This window comes from Pseudomonas sp. GW822-FHT02E03 (assembly GCF_058802325.1).
Genome location: NZ_JBXAOA010000009.1, coordinates 105,543 through 124,159, shown reverse-complemented (window position 1 = coordinate 124,159; position 18,617 = coordinate 105,543). Strand labels below are relative to the sequence as shown.

Genomic DNA, 18,617 nt, shown 5'->3' with positions numbered 1-18,617 from the left:
ATACCTGGTTGCAGGTTCAGGGCTGCTTCGCAGCCCAGCGGGAGCAAGCTCCCTCGCCACAGTGTTCACTGCCGATCCGTGCGCCACCGATCCAGCCCGACCACCAACAACGCAATCACCACAAACCCCGCCAACAATCCCCCTGCATTCACAAACACCTGTGGATAACCCAGCTTGTCCACATCAATGAACGGATACGGATAAACCGCCAGCAGATGCCCGCGCCATAACGCATAGCCGAAGTACACCAGCGGATAGATCACCCACAGCGCAATGTGCCGCAGCCGCAACGTACCTTTGGGCACACAGAACCACCAATAAACCAGAAACAGCAGCGGCATGACGTCATGCATCAGCTCATCGGCCAGCCATTGCCAGCCTTCGGGGTGCCACAAGTGGCGCAACAACAGGCTGTACGCCACACCGACCACGGCGATGCTCACCGCAATCCCACTGCTCACCCATGGCTGCAAAAACCAGCGTCGCGCAGCGGATTCGCGGGACGTCAGTTCACAGGTCAGCACCACCGCCACCAGCGTGTTTGTCAGCACGGTGAAGAAACTGAAAAAACTCACCAGCCCACCCAGCAGACTGGCCGCGATACTCCAGCGTAAGTAAAAAATCAGGTACAGCTGAATGCTCAAGCCCGCCCAGCCCAGAATCGCCGCCACGGCAACACAACGACGCCTCGCGGTCGAGGGTATGACCATGCTCAGACCGGGCGCTTGGTGCGCATCAATTTCACGTACAGGCGTTCGACCTTCTCCCGCGCCCATGGGGTTTTGCGCAGGAACGTCAGGCTCGACTTGATACTCGGGTCACTCTTGAAGCAGCGGATATCGATACGCTCGGCCAGCCCCGACCATTCGTAGTGTTCAACCAGGGCGTTGAGGATCTGTTCCAGCGTCACGCCATGCAGCGGGTTGGTGTTCTGTTCGGTCATGCCGGGCCTTCGAGCGATGAAAGGATGGGAAGCCGCGCACCTTAGCGGAGGCTTTCGCCCGGTGGAAGGGCTCCGGACAGAGGCATTCGTCAGATGCTGAATTAACTGTAGGCGAGTTGGCCATCATCTGAGGGGCAAACGTCAGGAGATACTGCCAGGGCTCAGTAATAACGACGCGGGTCCGAATCGATCAGACTGGCCAGCTTGGTCAGGGCAAACCTCAATTCGTCCTGGCTGGTGGGCGACATCAACACCAATCGAACGCAGCGGGTAATGCCGCTACGTTCGGCCTGGAACTGGGTGCCACTGAGGACCAGCACACCGTTGGCACGGGCCAGCATGGTGAATTCGTCACTGGTCCAGGGTTCGGGCAACGTCAACCAGACGTGGTAGGAATACGGCTGGGTCTTGAGCTCGAAATTGGCGAAGATTTCTTGAGCAATCGCCTGCCGCCCGGCGGCTTCGTTGCGCTGAATACGGATCAGCTTTTTATCCAACCCCTGCGTGATCACATTACTGGCCAACTGAGCGGTCAATGGCGACGGCATCCAGACGCTGCTGCGTACCATGGAGGTCAGGCGCGACAGCAGTTTCGGCGGGCTATAGAGATAGCCAATCCGCAAGGCCGGCATGACCGACTTGGACAGACTGGTCAGGTACACCGAACGATCCGGGGCAAACGCCGACAGTGGTTTGATCGACGGGTCTGTGGCCAGAAAACCGTAGATGTCATCGTCCAGAATGATGAAGTCGAACTCCTCGGCCAACGCCGCGATTTGCGCCCGACGTTTTTGCGACATGATTGCGGCCGTCGGGTTCTGACAGGTCGCCACGCAGACCAGCATCGCCGGTTTCTCACGCTGGCACAGTTCGCGTAACGCTTCGGGAATGATCCCTTCATCGTCCATTGGCACGCCACGCAGACGTCGTTCCAGCCCATGGGCAAGGGAAATGATGCCGGGGTAGCACAGCGCCTCGCAGAGCACCAGATCACCGGCGTTGGTCAGCGCACTCATCGCGACCATCAAACCATGCTGTGCGCCGGCGGTGATCACCACTTGCTGCCATTGTGCATCGGGCAACGAATGGCGCAGCCATTGCGCGCCCGCCTCGCGATGAGCCGGATGACCTCCATCGGGTGCGTAATCGAGGGCATGGGCAAAATCCGTGCTTTTGGCCATGTCCACCAATGCGCCGCGCAACCAGTACTCCAGGGTTTCGCTGTAAGGCTTGATGATCGAAAGATCCAGTAATTCAGACTGTCCAAGATTCAGCGAGACGGCACTATTGCTGGCCGGCAATTCCAACTGCTTCTGGTTGAGTACATAAGTGCCACGCCCCACTTCCCCCTGCACCAGACGCCGCCGATGGGCTTCGCTATAGGCACGGCTGATGGTACCGGGCGTGACATTCAGCGTGGTGGCCAGCTCCCGCAGAGTCGGCAGACGATCACCTTCGTTCAGCACGCCGTTGCTGATATCGCGCGCCAACGCGTCGGCAATCGACAAATACATCGGCTGGCTGAACTCGCTTAGCTGAGGAACCCACATGAATGATCACTACCCATCGTAGAAATGATGAATATCCGAGCATATCACATGGTGGTTAGGCAACTAATAAATGGACTCAATCAATAAATTGAGTCGATTGATTCGGCGATTGAATCGAAAATCATCTTTCATGAAAAATATTTTTAAACAACAATAATTATTTAAAAATCAAATACTTATCTGGAAAAAATCTGACAAATACATCTTGATAGCAAAAAAACATCTCGTAACAACCTTCTCACCTATTGAATCAACTCAATTCATTCAAATACACTCATCTCGAATCGACGCAATCGACTCAACCTCAATTCTGAATCACCGCGTGCCCGCCACGCCAAGTCGAGACATCATGGACACACTCAGAAAGGATCTATCCCTGTCAGCGGTCATTGCAGGCTTCATCGCCGTGATCATTTCCTATGCCGGCCCGCTGATCATCGTGTTTCAGGCGGCCCGGGAGGCGCACCTGCCCAATGATCAAGTGTCGTCCTGGATCTGGGCGATTTCCATCGGCAGCGGCATTACCGGTCTGTTATTGAGCTGGCGTTTGCGGGTTCCGGTGATTACGGCCTGGTCGACACCAGGCGCGGCGTTGCTGGTGTCGATGCTGCCCACGGTCTCCCTGCCCGAGGCCATCGGCGCCTATGTGGTGGCTTCGGTAATTATCGCGGTGGTCGGCCTGTCCGGTGCGTTCGACAAACTGATGAGTCGCCTGCCAAAAGCCATCGCCGCCGCCATGCTCGCCGGCATCCTGTTTCGTTTCGGCGCCGAACTCTTCACCTCGATCAAGCTGCAGCCGAGCCTGGTGCTGTCAATGATCGCGGCGTACCTGATCTTCAAACGCTTTTCACCGCGCTACGCCATCCTGTCGGTATTGATTGTCGGCTGCGCCGTGGCCGCCTCGTTCGGTGAACTCAACACAGGTTCGATCACCATCGATGTCGCCCACCCGATCTTTATCGCCCCGCAGTGGAGCTGGCACGCGATCATCAATATCGGCCTGCCGCTGGCCCTCGTCACCCTGACCGGGCAGTACGTGCCGGGCATGGCGGTGTTGCGCACCTCGGGCTACAACACCCCCGCGCGTTCGATCATTTCGGTCACGGCCATCGGTTCTATCTTGATGGCGCCATTCGGCTCCCATGGCTTTAACCTTGCGGCCATCACCGCCGCTATCTGCACCGGCCGCGAAGCCCATGAAGATCGCGACAAGCGTTACATCGCCGGGATCGCCTGCGGGGTGTTCTACATTCTGATGGGCACCTTCGGCGCGACCCTGGCTTCGGTGTTTTCTGCCTTGCCCAAAGAGCTGATCGCCTCGCTCGCAGGCCTGGCCCTGTTCGGGGCAATCAGCGCCGGGCTGACCGGTGCCATGGCTGACGAGAAACAACGTGAAGCGGCGCTGATCACCTTCCTGGTCACCGCCTCGGGCATGAGTTTCCTGGGGCTGGCCGCTGCATTCTGGGGGCTGATCTTCGGGCTCGTGGCACATTTCGTACTGACCTACACCCGGGAAAGCAAAGCCAGCACCGTCGCCGAGGGCGTCGACGGGTGATGCATTTGTGTGAGTGTTTCCCGGTCTATCTGTTGAATTAACGGCAGTGAAACATAAGGGGGCGGACGCTTGAGTCCGCCTTTTTTTTGGCACCACCTGGCACTCCGGCGACCGGTCGCAGCCGACTGTTACGGAATCCGAAAGGATCCATGTCAGTAAAAGCCCTTTCTCAATGTGTTACAGAACATTATCCTTACGCCCGTCCAGCTGAAACGCTTCTCCCCCTGCTGCATTCCCGCTGCGTTCAGTTCACCCCCTTTAGAAAAAGACCAAGAATTTCTTCTCTATGCCTGATTTTCAAACTCCGCGAGACAGCGCTGTCTTATCCCCTGTGGCCAATCGAAAAGCCCTCAACCTGATGGGCGGATTCACCGCGTTGGGCCTCGCCACCTGCATCCAGGCTGCGCCGGCCTTCGATAGCGATTCACCGTGGATGCTCGGTGACTGGAACGGCACGCGTACCGAACTTTCGGAAAAGGGCTACGACTTCAAGGTCGATTACACCGGTGAAATGGGCAGCAACCTACACGGTGGCTATGACCATGACCGCACCGCTCGCTACAGCGACCAGTTCGGTTTTGGCACTCATCTGGACTTGCAGAAAATTTTGGGCTGGGACGACGCTGAATTTCAGCTGACCATCACCGAGCGCAACGGCAACAACATCAGCAACGACCGGATCAACGATCCGCGGGTCGGCGGTTTCACTTCGGCTCAGGAAGTCTGGGGTCGCGGCCAGACCTGGCGCCTGACGCAGATGTGGTATCAGCAGAAATTCTTCGATCAGAAGCTCGATATCAAAGTCGGCCGCTTCGGCGAGGGCGAAGACTTCAACAGCTTCCCCTGCGACTTCCAGAACCTGGCGTTCTGCGGTTCCCAGGTCGGCAACTGGGTGGGCGACATCTGGTACAACTGGCCGGTCAGCCAGTGGGCGATGCGGGTCAAATATCACCTGACGCCGCAGTTGTACGCGCAGGTCGGGGCTTACGAGCAAAACCCGTCCAATCTGGATCGCGACAACGGCTTCAAACTCAGCGGCAGCGGCACTCAGGGCGCGATCCTGCCGGTGGAACTGGTCTGGACTCCGAAATTCAATGGCCTGCCAGGTGAATACCGCGCCGGTTACTACTACAGCAACGCCAAGGCCACCGACGTCTACAAGGACAGCCATGGCCAGCCGGCAGCCCTGAGTGGCGAGGCTTACCGCAGCGCATCGAGCAAGCATGGTGTTTGGCTCGGTATTCAGCAGCAGCTGACCAGCCGCGCCAGTGACCACTCTCGGGGCCTGAGCGTGTTTGCCAACGGCACGATGCACGACAAGAAAACCAACGCCATCGATAACTACGTCCAGGCCGGCGTCGTCTACAAAGGCTTGTTCGATGCCCGCGCCAGGGACGACATCGGTTTTGCCCTGGCCCGTGTCCACGTCAACCCGGCCTATCGCAAGAACGCCGAGGCCACCAATCAGGCCCGCGCCGTCTTCGACTACGACGATCCGTCGTTCCTGCCACCGCAGGACACCGAATACAGCGCCGAACTCTATTACGGCGTGCACGTCACGAACTGGCTGACCGTGCGCCCGAACCTGCAATACATCCGCCACCCCGGTGGCGTGGACAAGGTCGATGACGCGCTGATTGGCGGGATCAAGATCCAGTCATCGTTCTAACTAACGGCACAAAACCTGTGGGAGCGGGCTTGCTCGCGAAAGCGGTCTATCAGGCAACCAGGATGTTGAATGTGATGGCCTCTTCGCGAGCAAGCCCGCTCCCACAAGGACCGTATCAACCCAACAGTTTTTCTATGAACCCTGCCCGCGCCAGATCGTCATCTACAGTGAACTTGCGCGGGCTTACTTAAAACGTCACGGAGAACCACACTATGAGCGCTGATGGTGCTTTCAGTCGAAGCCGTCTGCTGCCGAGCCTGCTCGGTATCGTGCTTCTACTAATGGGCCTGGCCTTGCTGGCCGGGGGGATCAAGCTGAGCATGCTCGGCGGCTCGCTGTATTACCTGCTGGCCGGTATCGGCCTGATGCTGACCGGGGGGCTGCTGCTTGCCGACCGTTATGCGGCGCTGAGCCTGTACGCGGTGGTGCTGTTCGCCAGTACGGTCTGGGCACTGTGGGAAGTCGGCCTGGACTGGTGGCAACTGGTGCCACGTCTGGCGCTGCTCTTTGCCCTCGGTATCGTCATGCTGCTGCCATGGTTCCGTCGCCCGTTGCGTACCGGCGAGTTCAACCCGGTCGGCACCGGCGTGCTGAGCGCTGCCGTGGTCATCGCCGGTATCGCCGCACTGGCCAGCCTGTTCACCAACCCCGGTGAAATCAAAGGCGAACTGGATCGTGACGCCGTGCCTGGCATGAGCAACACCGCCCCGGCCATGCCCGATGGCGACTGGAACTCCTACGGCCGCAGCGCCCATGGCGATCGCTACTCGCCACTGGCGCAGATCACGCCGCAGAACGTCAACAAACTGGTTCCCGCCTGGACCTACCGCACCGGCGACCTGCCTGGCCCGAACGACCCGGGCGAAACCACCGCTGAAAACACCCCGCTCAAAGCCAACGGCATGCTCTATGTCTGCACGCCGCACAGCCAGGTGATCGCGCTGGACCCGGACACCGGCAAGGAACTCTGGCGTTTCGATCCGAAGCTCTCCACGCAAAACGCGGCGAACTTCAAGGGTTGGGCGCACATGACCTGCCGTGGCGTGACCTATCACGATGACGCCGCCTACGCGTCCGAGCAGAGCCCTACCGGCACTGCCAACGCGCCAGTTGCCAGCGTCTGCCCGCGCCGGATCTTCCTGCCGACCGCCGACACCCGCCTGATCGCCCTGAACGCCGACACCGGCAAAATGTGCGAAGACTTCGGCAACGGTGGCCAGGTTGACCTGACGACCAACATCGGTGAATTCACCGCCGGCGGTTATTACTCCACCTCTCCACCGGCGGTCACCAAAGACCTGGTGGTGATTGGCGGCCACGTGACCGACAACGTTTCCATCGACGAGCCAAGCGGCGTGATCCGCGCGTTCGACGTGCACACCGGCAAACTGGTGTGGAACTGGGACAGCGGCAATCCGGACGACACCACGCCGATTGCCGAAGGCAAGGTCTACACCCGCAACTCGCCGAACATGTGGTCCATATTCAGCGTCGACGAAAAACTCGGCATGATCTACCTGCCGATGGGCAACCAGACCCCGGATCAGTTCGGTGGCGCACGCACCCCTCAATCGGAACTGCACGCCGCCGGCCTGACCGCGCTGGACATCGCCACCGGCAAGGTGCGCTGGCACTTCCAGTTCACCCACCATGACCTGTGGGACATGGACGTCGGTGGCCAGCCAACCCTGATGGACCTGAAAACCGCAGACGGTGTGAAACCGGCAGTGCTCGCGTCCACCAAGCAAGGCAGCATCTACGTGCTGGACCGCAGCAATGGTCAGCCGATCGTACCGATCAAGGAAATTCCGGTGCCGCAAGGCGCAGTGGAAGGCGACTACACTTCGCCGACCCAACCGATGTCCGACCTGAACTTCGTGCCGCCGACCCTCAAGGAACGCGACATGTGGGGCGTGACCCCGTTCGATCAGATGCTGTGCCGGATCGACTTCAAATCCCTGCGTTACGACGGCATGTTCACCCCGCCGTCGCTGCAAGGCTCGATCGTTTATCCCGGTAACTTCGGTGTGTTCGACTGGGGCGGTATGTCGGTTGACCCGGTTCGTCAGATCGCTTTCGTGAACCCGAGCTACATGGCGTTCAAATCGAAACTGATCCCGGCCGCCGAAATCGCCAAACAAGGCCCTCGCGTCAGCGAAACCGAAGGCGTGCAGCCCAACAAAGGCGCGCCTTACGGCGTGATCCTCGAAGCCCTGCTGTCGCCAATGGGCCTGCCGTGCCAGGCACCGGCCTGGGGTTACGTGGCGGCGGTCGATTTGACCACCAACAAAACCATCTGGATGCACAAGAACGGCACCGTGCGCGACAGCTCGCCGGTTCCAATCCCTCTGAGCATGGGCGTACCGAGCCTGGGCGGGGCCTTCACCACCGCCAGTGGCGTGGCCTTCCTGAGCGGCACCCTCGACCAGTACCTGCGCGCCTACGACGTGAAAAACGGCAAGCAACTGTGGGAAGGCCGCCTGCCAGCAGGCGCGCAAACCACACCGATGACCTACACCGGCAAAGACGGCAAGCAATACGTGCTCGTTGTTGCGGGCGGTCACGGATCGCTGGGCACCAAACAGGGTGACTATGTGATTGCGTACAAACTGTCGGAATAAGCGGTAGCGGCGGTTAAAGGAAAGGCGACGCCTGTGAGGGTCGCCTTTTTTTGTGGGCGCTGTAATCCCCGCGATATCCAAAATCCCCTGTAGGAGCGAGGCTTGCCCGCGAAGACGGCCTGATATTCAACATTAATGTCGCCTGACACGCCGCCATCGCGAGCAGGCTCGCTCCCACAATTGAACCGTGTGCATCTGCGAGAGATTGGTCGGCTGTCAGGCCGCCTTCGCGAGCAAGCCCGCTCCCACAATGGAGCCGCGTACACCCGCCCCTCACCACTCAACAGGCCGAGCGTTAGCTCGCCTGCAGCTCTTGATCTGGCTTTTGATCTTGATCCACCCGCCCCTTCGGGAGGCTGAGTGGAGGTGTTCATCTGGGGATTGGCGCGCAGCGCCGTTCGACGCAGTCGAACCCATCGCATGTAGGTCGTAGCGAAGCAGACCGTAGGGCGATGCCCCCAGATGGATACCGGAGCGAAGGAACGCCGAGCCTCAGCGAGGGGCCGGACGCTTGGGGCGAAGACCTTTGCTTCCTTTGGGGCGTTTGCCAAAGGGAGTCGCCGTAAGGGCGAAACCCTAAGCCGCCGTTACCGCAGCAACGGATATGTACACAACCCAACCAAAGCATGGTCGGCCCAAAGGCCGCCAAGTCCAAGCACCTGTCAAAACCCTGAACACACAAGCTGAAATATCCAGGCCCATTGAAACCACCCCCCACCTGCCCCATCTAAGACCCATACCCTATTGCGCAGGTGCCCCATGACCGACCAGCAAGAATTCCCTGAAGACACGAGCGAATACACCGAAACAGACAACGCCGAACACCACTCCACCGGCAAAGGCCTCGCCCTGCCTGGCCAGAACCTGCCGGACAAGGTCTACATCATCCCCATCCACAACCGGCCCTTCTTCCCGGCGCAAGTACTGCCGGTGATCGTCAACGAAGAGCCGTGGGCCGAAACCCTCGAACTGGTGAGCCAATCCGACCACCACTCCCTGGCCCTGTTCTTCATGGACACTCCCCAGGAAGACCCGCGCCACTTCGACACCAAAGCCCTGCCGGAATACGGCACCCTGGTCAAAGTCCACCACGCCAGTCGCGAAAACGGCAAACTGCAATTCGTCGCCCAGGGTCTGAGCCGCGTACGCATCAAAACCTGGCTCAAACACCATCGCCCGCCGTACCTGGTGGAAGTCGAATACCCGCATCAGCCCACCGAGCCGACCGATGAGGTCAAGGCCTACGGCATGGCACTGATCAACGCGATCAAGGAACTGCTGCCGCTCAACCCGCTGTACAGCGAAGAGCTGAAAAACTACCTCAACCGCTTCAGCCCCAACGACCCGTCACCGCTGACCGACTTCGCCGCCGCCCTGACCTCGGCCACTGGCAGCGAGCTGCAAGAAGTGCTCGACTGCGTGCCGATGCTCAAGCGCATGGAAAAAGTCCTGCCGATGCTGCGCAAGGAAGTCGAAGTCGCGCGCCTGCAGAAAGAAATCTCCGCCGAAGTGAACCGCAAGATCGGCGAGCATCAGCGCGAGTTCTTCCTCAAGGAACAACTCAAGGTCATCCAGCAAGAGCTGGGCCTGACCAAGGATGATCGCAGTGCCGACATCGAGCAGTTCGAGCAACGTCTGACGGGCAAGGTGTTGCCGCCTCAAGCGCAGAAACGCATCGAAGAGGAAATGAACAAGCTGTCGATCCTCGAGACCGGCTCACCGGAATACGCGGTGACCCGCAACTACCTCGACTGGGCGACCTCAGTGCCGTGGGGCGTGTACGGCGAGGACAAACTCGACCTCAAACACGCGCGCAAGGTGCTGGACAAACACCACGCCGGCCTTGATGACATCAAAGACCGCATCCTCGAATTTCTCGCGGTCGGTGCCTATAAAGGCGAGATCAGCGGCTCCATCGTGTTGCTGGTGGGCCCGCCGGGCGTGGGCAAGACCAGCGTCGGCAAATCCATCGCCGAATCCCTCGGCCGGCCGTTCTATCGCTTCAGCGTCGGCGGCATGCGCGACGAAGCCGAGATCAAGGGCCACCGCCGCACCTACATCGGCGCGCAACCGGGCAAACTGGTCCACGCGTTGAAAGACGTCGAAGTGATGAACCCGGTGATCATGCTCGACGAGATCGACAAAATGGGCCAGAGCTACCAGGGCGACCCCGCCTCGGCGCTGCTGGAAACCCTCGACCCGGAACAGAACGTCGAATTCCTCGACCATTACCTGGATTTGCGCCTGGACCTGTCGAAAGTGCTGTTCGTCTGCACCGCCAACACTCTGGATTCGATTCCCGGCCCGTTGCTGGACCGGATGGAAGTGATTCGTCTGTCGGGTTACATCACCGAAGAAAAAGTCGCGATCGCCAAGCGTCACCTGTGGCCGAAACAGCTTGAGAAAGCCGGCGTGTCCAAGGGTAGCCTGAGCATCAGCGACAACGCATTGAAAGCCTTGATCGACGGCTACGCCCGTGAAGCCGGGGTGCGGCAGCTGGAAAAGAACCTCGGCAAACTGGTGCGCAAGGCCGTGATGAAGTTGCTCGACGAACCGAAAGCAGTGATCAAGCTCGGGCCGAAAGACCTGGAAGCCTCACTCGGTCGACCGGTGTTCCGCAACGAACAAGTGCTGTCCGGCATCGGCGTGATCACCGGGCTGGCCTGGACCAGCATGGGCGGCGCGACCCTGCCGATCGAAGCGACGCGCATTCATACCCTCAACCGTGGCTTCAAACTCACCGGGCAACTGGGGGAAGTGATGAAAGAGTCGGCAGAAATTGCCTACAGCTACGTCAGCTCCCATCTGAAGCAATTTGGCGGTGATCCGACGTTCTTCGACGAAGCCTTCGTTCACCTCCACGTACCGGAAGGCGCCACGCCGAAAGACGGCCCGAGCGCCGGCGTGACCATGGCCAGCGCCCTGCTGTCCCTGGCCCGCAACCAGCCACCGAAAAAAGGCGTGGCCATGACCGGCGAACTGACCCTGACCGGGCATGTCCTGCCGATTGGCGGGGTGCGTGAGAAGGTGATTGCAGCGCGGCGGCAGAAGATTTTCGAGTTGATTCTGCCCGAGCCTAATCGTGGAAGCTTTGAAGAACTGCCGGATTATCTGAAGGAAGGGATTACCGTGCATTTTGCCAAGCGCTTTGCGGATGTGGCGAAGATTCTGTTCTAACCCCCGTAACTGATCGTTCCCACGCTCTGCGTGGGAATGCCGCCCGGGACGCTCCGCGTCCCTTCACCAGCGTGACGCAGAGCGTCACAGGATGCATTCCCACGCAGAGCGTGGGAACGATCATCTCCCGCAACGCTGTCACACTTTGTCTCATCTTCAGTTATGCTCGCCGTTCGTCGTGAATGCCGGAGCCGCTGACTAATGTCCCCCACCCGCCTGTTTATCCCCCTCGCCCTCGCCCTGCTGAGCGCTTGCGCTACTCAACCGAAACACAACGTGACCGTGGAAAAACAAAGCGAATGCCCGGTGCAACTGAACAACGGGCAAAACCTGATCCTGACCCTGCCCAGCAACCCGACCACGGGTTACCGCTGGGCGATCCAGGATTCGGCCGGTGGCGTGTTGCGTGCGCTCAGCCCCGAGGTTTACAGCAACCCGGAAGATGCCGGGGTCGTCGGCAGCGCGGGCATTTCCACCTGGCGCTTTCAGGCCTTTGCCACCGGCACTGGCCGCTTGCGGCTGACGTATTCACAGCCGTGGGCGCCCGAAGTACCGGCGGTGAAAACCTTCGACTGCGCCATCGCGGTTAACTGATCGTGGGCTGGCTGATTCTGGCGCTGATGGGCGCGGTGACGTTTCTCTATGGGGTGAGCACCCATGCGGCGCTGCTGTGCCTGCTGGTCAAACCTTTACCGGTGCTGGCCCTGCTCGGCTGGTTGCACGATGCGCCGCCCAGCGACTATCGACGCTGGATCAGCCTGGGGCTGATTTTCTCCCTGATCGGCGACGTGTTGCTGGCATGGCCGGGGGATTTGTTCGTGTTTGGCCTTGGGGCGTTTCTGGTCGCGCATTTGGCGTATCTGAAGGCTTATTTGAGCGATTGCCGGCGTCTGGCGCTGTTGCCGTTGATCATCGCGCTGAGCGTGGGCGCTGTGCTGCTGGGGATTCTGATTTCCAATGGCTTGGGTCCGTTACTGGTCCCGGTAATCGTTTATGGCCTGGCCATCAGCGCGATGCTCTGGCGCGCCCTGGCCCGACTCGGCACCGACGTGCCCAAACGCTCGGCGCTGCTGGCGGCGGCGGGCGCGGTGGCGTTTGTGTTTTCTGACAGCGTGATCGGCATTAACCGGTTTGTATCACCGTTCAACGCAGCACCTTATGTGATCATCCTCAGCTACTGGCTGGGGCAATGGGGGATTGCGGCGTCGGCGTTCACCCAGAAACCGCGTTCAACCATTTAAAAAGATCGCAGCCTTCGGCAGCTCCTACGCGCCTGTGGGCGCTGCCGAAGGCTGCGATCTTTTGATTTGCGCTTTATCAGACAACCCAAGCATCCCCCCGTCAATTTGGCTAAAATGCCAGCCTTTTCCACCCATGCCGCTGGAACCGCCGTGAGCAAAGAATCCGATCGCCTTTTCGCCCAGCCTTTGACCCAGGTGCCTGACTTCGCCTTTAACGAGGACGTGGTGCGGGTGTTCCCGGACATGATCAAGCGCTCGGTGCCGGGTTATCCGACCATCGTGGAAAACCTCGGCGTGCTCGCCGCGCAGTTCGCCCAGCCCAACAGCGTGCTCTACGACCTGGGCTCGTCCCTCGGTGCGGTGACTCAGGCCTTGCGCCGTCACGTGCGCACCGACGGCTGCCGCGTCATCGCTGTGGATAACTCCGCAGCCATGGTCGAGCGTTGCCGTGAGTACCTCAACGGCCAGGACTCGATGTTCCAGGAGTTGCTGCCGGTGGAAGTGATCGAGGGCGATATCCTTGCCCTGGATTTCCAGCCAGCCTCGGTAGTGGCGCTGAACTTCACCCTGCAATTCATTGCCCCGGACCAGCGCACCGCGTTGCTCTCGCGCATCCGCCAATCGTTGGTGCCCGGTGGCGCGCTGATCCTCTCGGAGAAGCTGCGCTTCAACGACCCCGAAGAACATGCGCTGCTCACCGACCTGCACGTGGCCTTCAAACGCGCCAACGGCTACAGCGAACTGGAAATTGCCCAGAAGCGCAGTGCCATCGAAAACGTCATGAAGCCCGACAGCCTCGAAGAACACCGCGAACGCCTGCTGGCCGCCGGGTTCTCGAAAGTCGTGCCGTGGTTCCAGTGTCTTAACTTTGCCTCGTTGATTGCCTTGCCATGATTGATCTGTCCCCCCTCGCCCGCCGCCTGGCCGGTACTCCGCTGGCCGAATGGGCCAACACCCTGCAAGCACAACTCGACAAGAAAATGGAAAAAGGTCACGGCGACCTGGAACGCTGGCAGAGCGCGCTGGACGCATTGCCGAAGATTCAACCAAGCGAAGTCGACTTGTTGAATGGCTTGAAACTGGACACTGATTGCGACGACCAAACCCGTGCGCAAATGCGCACTGCGCTGATGGGTTTATCGCCATGGCGCAAAGGTCCGTTCGACCTGTTCGGCGTGCATGTCGACACTGAATGGCGTTCGGACTGGAAGTGGTCCCGGGTAGCTCCGCACTTGGACCTGAAAGGCAAACGCATCCTCGATGTCGGCTGTGGCAACGGCTACTACATGTGGCGCATGCTCGGCGCCGGGGCCGACAGCGTGATCGGCGTAGACCCCAACTGGCTGTTCTTCTGCCAGTTCCAGGCCGTGCAGCGTTACCTGTCCGAGCCCAATGCCTGGCACTTGCCGTTTCCCTTTGAGGATCTTCCTCCCAGCCTGGAAGGCTTCGACACCGTGTTTTCCATGGGCGTGTTCTACCACCGCCGCTCGCCGATCGAGCATTTGCTGGCGCTGAAGGATTGCCTGGTCAAGGGCGGTGAACTGGTGCTGGAGACGCTGGTGATCGAAGGCGATCAGCAGCAGGTGCTGGTGCCGGAAGACCGTTACGCGCAGATGCGTAACGTGTGGTTCCTGCCATCGGTGCCGGCGCTGGAACTGTGGCTGCGCCGCGCCGGGTTCAGCGATGTGCGTTGCGTGGATGTGAGCGTGACCACGGTCGAGGAACAACGCGGGACGGAGTGGATGAAGTATCAGTCGTTGAGCGATTTCCTTGATCCGCAGGATCACAGCAAAACCATCGAAGGGCTGCCGGCGCCGATGCGCGCCGTCATCGTCGCCCGCAAGTAACCTCAATCGCCCAGACACCAGATAAACCTGTGGGAGCGGGCTTGCCCGCGATAACGGTGGTTCAGTCGATATCAATGTTTGATGTGCCGACGCCATCGCGGGCAAGCCCGCTCCCACAGGGGTCAGTGTTTAGTCTGCTGACTTGGCTCTACGGGCCTTGAAGAACTCGCTCAACACCGCGCCACACTCCTCCGCCAACACCCCGCCCTCGTACAACACCCGGTGATTCAAAAAGCCTTGGGTAAAGAACTGACCCTGGCTCTGCACAATCCCGGCCTTGGGTTCCAGCGCGCCATACACCACCCGCGCAATCCGCGAATGCACGATCAGCCCAGCGCACATGCTGCACGGCTCCAGGGTCACGTAGAGCGTGCTGCCCGGCAGGCGATAGTTGCTGGCGGCCTGGGCTGCGGCGCGAATCGCGACCATCTCGGCGTGGGCGCTGGGGTCGTTGCCGCTGATCGGGCAATTGAAACCGCGCCCGATGATTTCACCGTCCTGCACCAGCACCGCGCCCACCGGCACTTCACCCAGCGCCGCACCTTCGGCGGCCAGGGCCAGGGCTTCGCGCATGAAATCACGATCACGGCTGCGGTCGATAATCGCTGCGGGGCGTATCTGACGCATCACGCCACCTCGATGGCGGCCATCAGGCCGGTTTCCATGTGGTCGACCACATGGCAGTGGAACATCCAGACCCCGGGGTTATCCGCCACCAACGCCACTTGCGCACGCTCGTTCTTGCCCAACAGGTACGTGTCGGTGAAGTACGGGATGACCTTGTGCCGGTTCGAGGCAATGACCTTGAAGCTCATGCCATGCAGGTGGATCGGATGTTGATACTGAGTCATGTTCTTCAATTCGAAAATATAGCTTTTGCCCTTCTCGAGCTTGGCAATCGGCCGATCGGCGCAGGTCTTGTCGGTGATGTCCCAAGCCTTGCCGTTGATCTGCCACAGGCTTGGCGGCTTGCCGTTTTCGACATTGACCGACACCGAGCCTACCCATTCAAAATTGAAGTTGAGTTTCTCGGCATTGGCCAGATCCGGCTCGGCCACCGGGTTGGCGGGCAGCGCTGGCGGCCACGCGGTTGGCGCGTCGGTATTGGCCACTGAGCGAAAGGTGCCCAGGCGTACCGGGCCGTTGCGCAGGGACAATTCTTCACCGGCCGGTGGTGCCTTGATCGCCAGGCAAATACGCATGCCAGGCCCCAGCCAGTATTCCTTGCCCAGTGGGCGCGGTTCAATTGGATTGCCGTCCAACGCATAGATCTGCGCTTCGACGCCGGGGATGTTGAGGCGGTACGTCAGCGTGTTGTCGAGGTTGAGCAACCGTACGCGAGTGATCTGCCCGGCGGGCAAGTCGATCACCGCTTGTGAGACGCCGTTGATGGTCGACAAGCCCCCCGCCGTGCCGCCACGGGCCGCTTCGCGAGGAATGCTGAACGCGACGAAAGCGCCCTCTTCATCGACGTGCCAACTCTTGAGGCTCAAGGTTTTTTCGTACTTGAAACCGGTGGGCTCGCGCTCTTCGATAATCAGCGGGCCGACCAATCCACGACCGAGCTCTTCGCTGCTGTTCACGTGCGGGTGATACCAATAGCTGCCGGCGTCGGGCACGCGGAATTTATAGTCGAAGTACTCGCCCGGCAGCACCGGCAATTGCGAGACATACGGCACGCCGTCCATCTCCAGCGGCAGACGGATGCCGTGCCAGTGAATGGTGGTCGCCACCGGCAGGTGATTGATGAAGCGCACCCGCAGCCATTCACCCTGACGCACGCGCAATTCAGTGCCCGGCGCCGACGGGCCGAACGCCCAGGCCGGGGTCTTGTGCCCGGCCACCAGCTCGACGTCCAGCGGTGCGGCGATCAGCTCATAGTCGTGGCCGGCGTCAGCGTCGGCCATTTTGCCCAGCCAGTAACGCGACGCGCCACCGGCCCCCACGCCAACCACCACAAGACCGGCCAGACCACCGAGTATTTGTCGACGGGTAAAGGACATGAACTCAACTACCTCACGTATCAGCCAGGCGCGGGGCCTGCAAAAGGCGAATACGATACACCTGCGGTTGAGAAACAGTAAGGGCAGCGCGGCGGATGGTCACAGCCGGTGGTGAACCCTTTAAAAGATCGCAGCCTTCGGCAGCTCCTACATTGGATCGGCGTACACCCTGTAGGAGCTGTCGAAGGCTGCGATCTTTTGGGGCTCGTGCGATGTGTCTGATGCAATGCGGTTACAGAATTTAGGGCCGCTTCGCTGAACGTGACTTAGTCGCCGCCAATCAGCGAATCGCCCTACATCCAATTCCACCTTTCCCGACTTCTTTCCTGATTGATCCCCCGCAAAGTCCCCGCGCCTGATTTTCCGCGCCAGGTAAGGCCTGTTATCTCTGAGGCAGATAGATTTTATGACCGCTTCGCGCTCAATCGCGGGCAAGCCTGAACTGGTCAAGTAATTCTGGACACCAGTTAAGGTTTCACGCCGCCAGTTTTTCCATAGCTACCGGCGATCGGTAATCGTTGTAGCTATGCAGCCTGACGTTGTTGTAACGCATCACATAACGCTGCACATCCACGCGGGCTTCATGCTCCGAGCTGTAGCCATCTTCTGGCACCCACTCTGATTTCAGGCTCCCAAAGAAACGCTCCATCGGGGCGTTGTCCCAGCACTCACCTTTGCGACTCATGCTTTGCAGGAGTCCATGCTTGCGCATTTCATTCCTGAACTTGTGGCTGGTGTATTGGCAGCCTTGATCGGAATGAAACAGCACCTCTTTTGGGCGACCTCGCAATTGCACCGCCATTCGCAACGCTTCGCAGGTCAGCGTGGCATCGGAAATCATTGAAAACGACCAGCCCACGATCCGGCGAGCAAACAGATCCAGTACTGCCGCGAAATACATCCAGCGCTTGCCGACCTTGATGTACGTCACATCGCCACACCACACCTGGTTGATCGCCGTGACATCAAACTTGCGCTTGAGCACGTGCGGCGCCACCAACGCTTCCACGCCGGAAGATTTGTACTTGTGCCGCCGGCGCTGACGACTGGCGACACCGGCTTCGCGCATCAAGCTGCGAGCCATATGTCGCCCGACACGATGCCCCTTGGCTTGCAGCTCCTTGGAAAGGGTGCGAGACCCCGCGGATGCTCTGGATTCCTTGTGATGCTCGACCAGCATGGCTTTAAGTTTCTCCCGCTCAGGTTTCACCTTGCCTTGGCGCTGACGCCAGGCGTAAAAGCTGCTGCGGTTGACTCCAAACGCCCGACAGCAATTGTTAACGCCGTACTGCTCGTCCAGCTCATTGATCAACGAGAATGATCTTTGGAGTCCAAAAGCAGGAGAGCACTGGCCTTTTTTAGGATTTCAATGTCCAGGTCTTTTTGCCTAAGCAACGCTTTGAGCTGCTGGATCTCTCGCTGATCGGCGGTAATCGCCTTGGCCCCTTCCGGGGTCGAACCCAAGCGCTCTTTGCGAACCTGGTCGACCCAACGGCGCAAGGCAGTAGGGCCAATATCCAGACTGGCACAGACATCGGGAACTGATTGGCCTTCGTCCAGCACCATGCTGGCAGCCTTGAGCTTGAACTCACTGGAATAAGATTTACGCATATCCAAACACCTCAGATTTGGGCGCCATCATAGCGCCCGATTGAGGTGTCCAAAATCATTAGGCCAGTTCAGCCTCGCTCCTACAGGATTGAAGTCGTTCCCATATTTAGCGGTCTGCCTCGATTCCGTAGGAGCGAGGCTTGCCCGCGAAGGCGGTCTTACAGGTTACGAAATTTCTGGGCAAGGTCATCGGAAGTTTCCTTCAACCTGCGGCGGTTTCCATGAACTGGTGTGGAATGTTTTCAATCGATAGTCTCTGGTGGTCACTGAAAATTCAGTGGCAGGGTGTAGGAACCCTTCAAGACTAGAGAGGACGCTTTGGCGTCGACACCTGAATTGCGGCCATCAACATGTGTCCGTAAGATCAGTTGCGGCGGCTGTGCGCGGGCACGCTTCGGTG

The 18,617-nt window shown here is 59.6% G+C and carries 15 protein-coding genes; 8 read left to right on the top strand and 7 right to left on the bottom strand.

What is annotated here, in order from left to right:
- Positions 1–65: 65 nt before the first annotated feature.
- From AC1RQB_RS09900 to AC1RQB_RS09890, 3 genes are all read right to left on the bottom strand, one after another.
- The gene (locus AC1RQB_RS09900) at positions 66–710 is read right to left on the bottom strand and encodes a Pr6Pr family membrane protein (RefSeq protein WP_063341426.1); all 645 of its coding nucleotides are present in this window, start codon (positions 708–710) and stop codon (positions 66–68) included.
- A 2-nt stretch (positions 711–712) separates the two neighbouring features.
- Positions 713–943, bottom strand: a complete 231-nt coding sequence (locus tag AC1RQB_RS09895) for a VF530 family protein (RefSeq protein WP_007941719.1) — start codon at positions 941–943, stop codon at positions 713–715.
- Between the two features lie 161 nt (positions 944–1,104).
- Positions 1,105–2,493 (bottom strand): aminotransferase-like domain-containing protein, encoded by a 1,389-nt coding sequence (locus AC1RQB_RS09890; protein ID WP_063341427.1) that lies wholly within the window; start codon positions 2,491–2,493, stop codon positions 1,105–1,107.
- Between the two features lie 349 nt (positions 2,494–2,842).
- Between AC1RQB_RS09890 and AC1RQB_RS09885 the strand changes: the two genes are divergently transcribed.
- The 8 genes from AC1RQB_RS09885 to cmoB all read left to right on the top strand — a co-directional run bounded on the left by AC1RQB_RS09885 (position 2,843) and on the right by cmoB (position 14,603).
- Positions 2,843–4,048, top strand: a complete 1,206-nt coding sequence (locus AC1RQB_RS09885; protein WP_063341428.1) for a benzoate/H(+) symporter BenE family transporter — start codon at positions 2,843–2,845, stop codon at positions 4,046–4,048.
- Between the two features lie 286 nt (positions 4,049–4,334).
- Positions 4,335–5,717: a carbohydrate porin gene (locus AC1RQB_RS09880; protein WP_063341429.1), complete on the top strand. Its 1,383-nt coding sequence runs from the start codon at positions 4,335–4,337 to the stop codon at positions 5,715–5,717.
- Positions 5,718–5,929: 212 nt separating this feature from the next.
- Complete coding sequence (locus AC1RQB_RS09875; RefSeq protein ID WP_063341430.1) at positions 5,930–8,338, top strand: glucose/quinate/shikimate family membrane-bound PQQ-dependent dehydrogenase; 2,409 nt, start codon at positions 5,930–5,932, stop codon at positions 8,336–8,338.
- Positions 8,339–9,097: 759 nt separating this feature from the next.
- Positions 9,098–11,515 (top strand): endopeptidase La, encoded by a 2,418-nt coding sequence (lon, locus tag AC1RQB_RS09870; RefSeq protein ID WP_063341431.1) that lies wholly within the window; start codon positions 9,098–9,100, stop codon positions 11,513–11,515.
- A 201-nt stretch (positions 11,516–11,716) separates the two neighbouring features.
- Complete coding sequence (locus tag AC1RQB_RS09865; protein ID WP_008070907.1) at positions 11,717–12,109, top strand: protease inhibitor I42 family protein; 393 nt, start codon at positions 11,717–11,719, stop codon at positions 12,107–12,109.
- A 2-nt stretch (positions 12,110–12,111) separates the two neighbouring features.
- Entirely contained in the window at positions 12,112–12,756 is a 645-nt protein-coding gene (locus AC1RQB_RS09860; RefSeq protein ID WP_063341432.1) for a lysoplasmalogenase, read from the top strand.
- 114 nt (positions 12,757–12,870) lie between these two features.
- Positions 12,871–13,650: a carboxy-S-adenosyl-L-methionine synthase CmoA gene (gene cmoA, locus AC1RQB_RS09855; protein WP_198537194.1), complete on the top strand. Its 780-nt coding sequence runs from the start codon at positions 12,871–12,873 to the stop codon at positions 13,648–13,650.
- Complete coding sequence (gene cmoB / locus AC1RQB_RS09850) at positions 13,647–14,603, top strand: tRNA 5-methoxyuridine(34)/uridine 5-oxyacetic acid(34) synthase CmoB (RefSeq protein WP_063341434.1); 957 nt, start codon at positions 13,647–13,649, stop codon at positions 14,601–14,603. Before cmoA ends, cmoB begins: the two co-directional genes overlap by 4 nt.
- A gap of 129 nt (positions 14,604–14,732) precedes the next feature.
- Here cmoB and tadA read toward each other — a convergent pair whose 3' ends face one another.
- The 4 genes from tadA to AC1RQB_RS09830 form a co-directional block, all read right to left on the bottom strand.
- Complete coding sequence (tadA, locus tag AC1RQB_RS09845) at positions 14,733–15,230, bottom strand: tRNA adenosine(34) deaminase TadA (protein ID WP_063341435.1); 498 nt, start codon at positions 15,228–15,230, stop codon at positions 14,733–14,735.
- Positions 15,230–16,606: a multicopper oxidase family protein gene (locus AC1RQB_RS09840; RefSeq protein ID WP_063341436.1), complete on the bottom strand. Its 1,377-nt coding sequence runs from the start codon at positions 16,604–16,606 to the stop codon at positions 15,230–15,232. The genes tadA and AC1RQB_RS09840 overlap by 1 nt, the downstream gene beginning before the upstream one ends.
- 475 nt (positions 16,607–17,081) lie before the next feature.
- On the bottom strand, positions 17,082–17,918 hold the full coding sequence (locus AC1RQB_RS09835) for an IS3 family transposase (protein WP_063341437.1): 837 nt from the start codon (positions 17,916–17,918) through the stop codon (positions 17,082–17,084).
- Complete coding sequence (locus AC1RQB_RS09830) at positions 17,915–18,217, bottom strand: transposase (protein ID WP_056739092.1); 303 nt, start codon at positions 18,215–18,217, stop codon at positions 17,915–17,917. Before AC1RQB_RS09830 ends, AC1RQB_RS09835 begins: the two co-directional genes overlap by 4 nt.
- Positions 18,218–18,617: the final 400 nt, after the last annotated feature.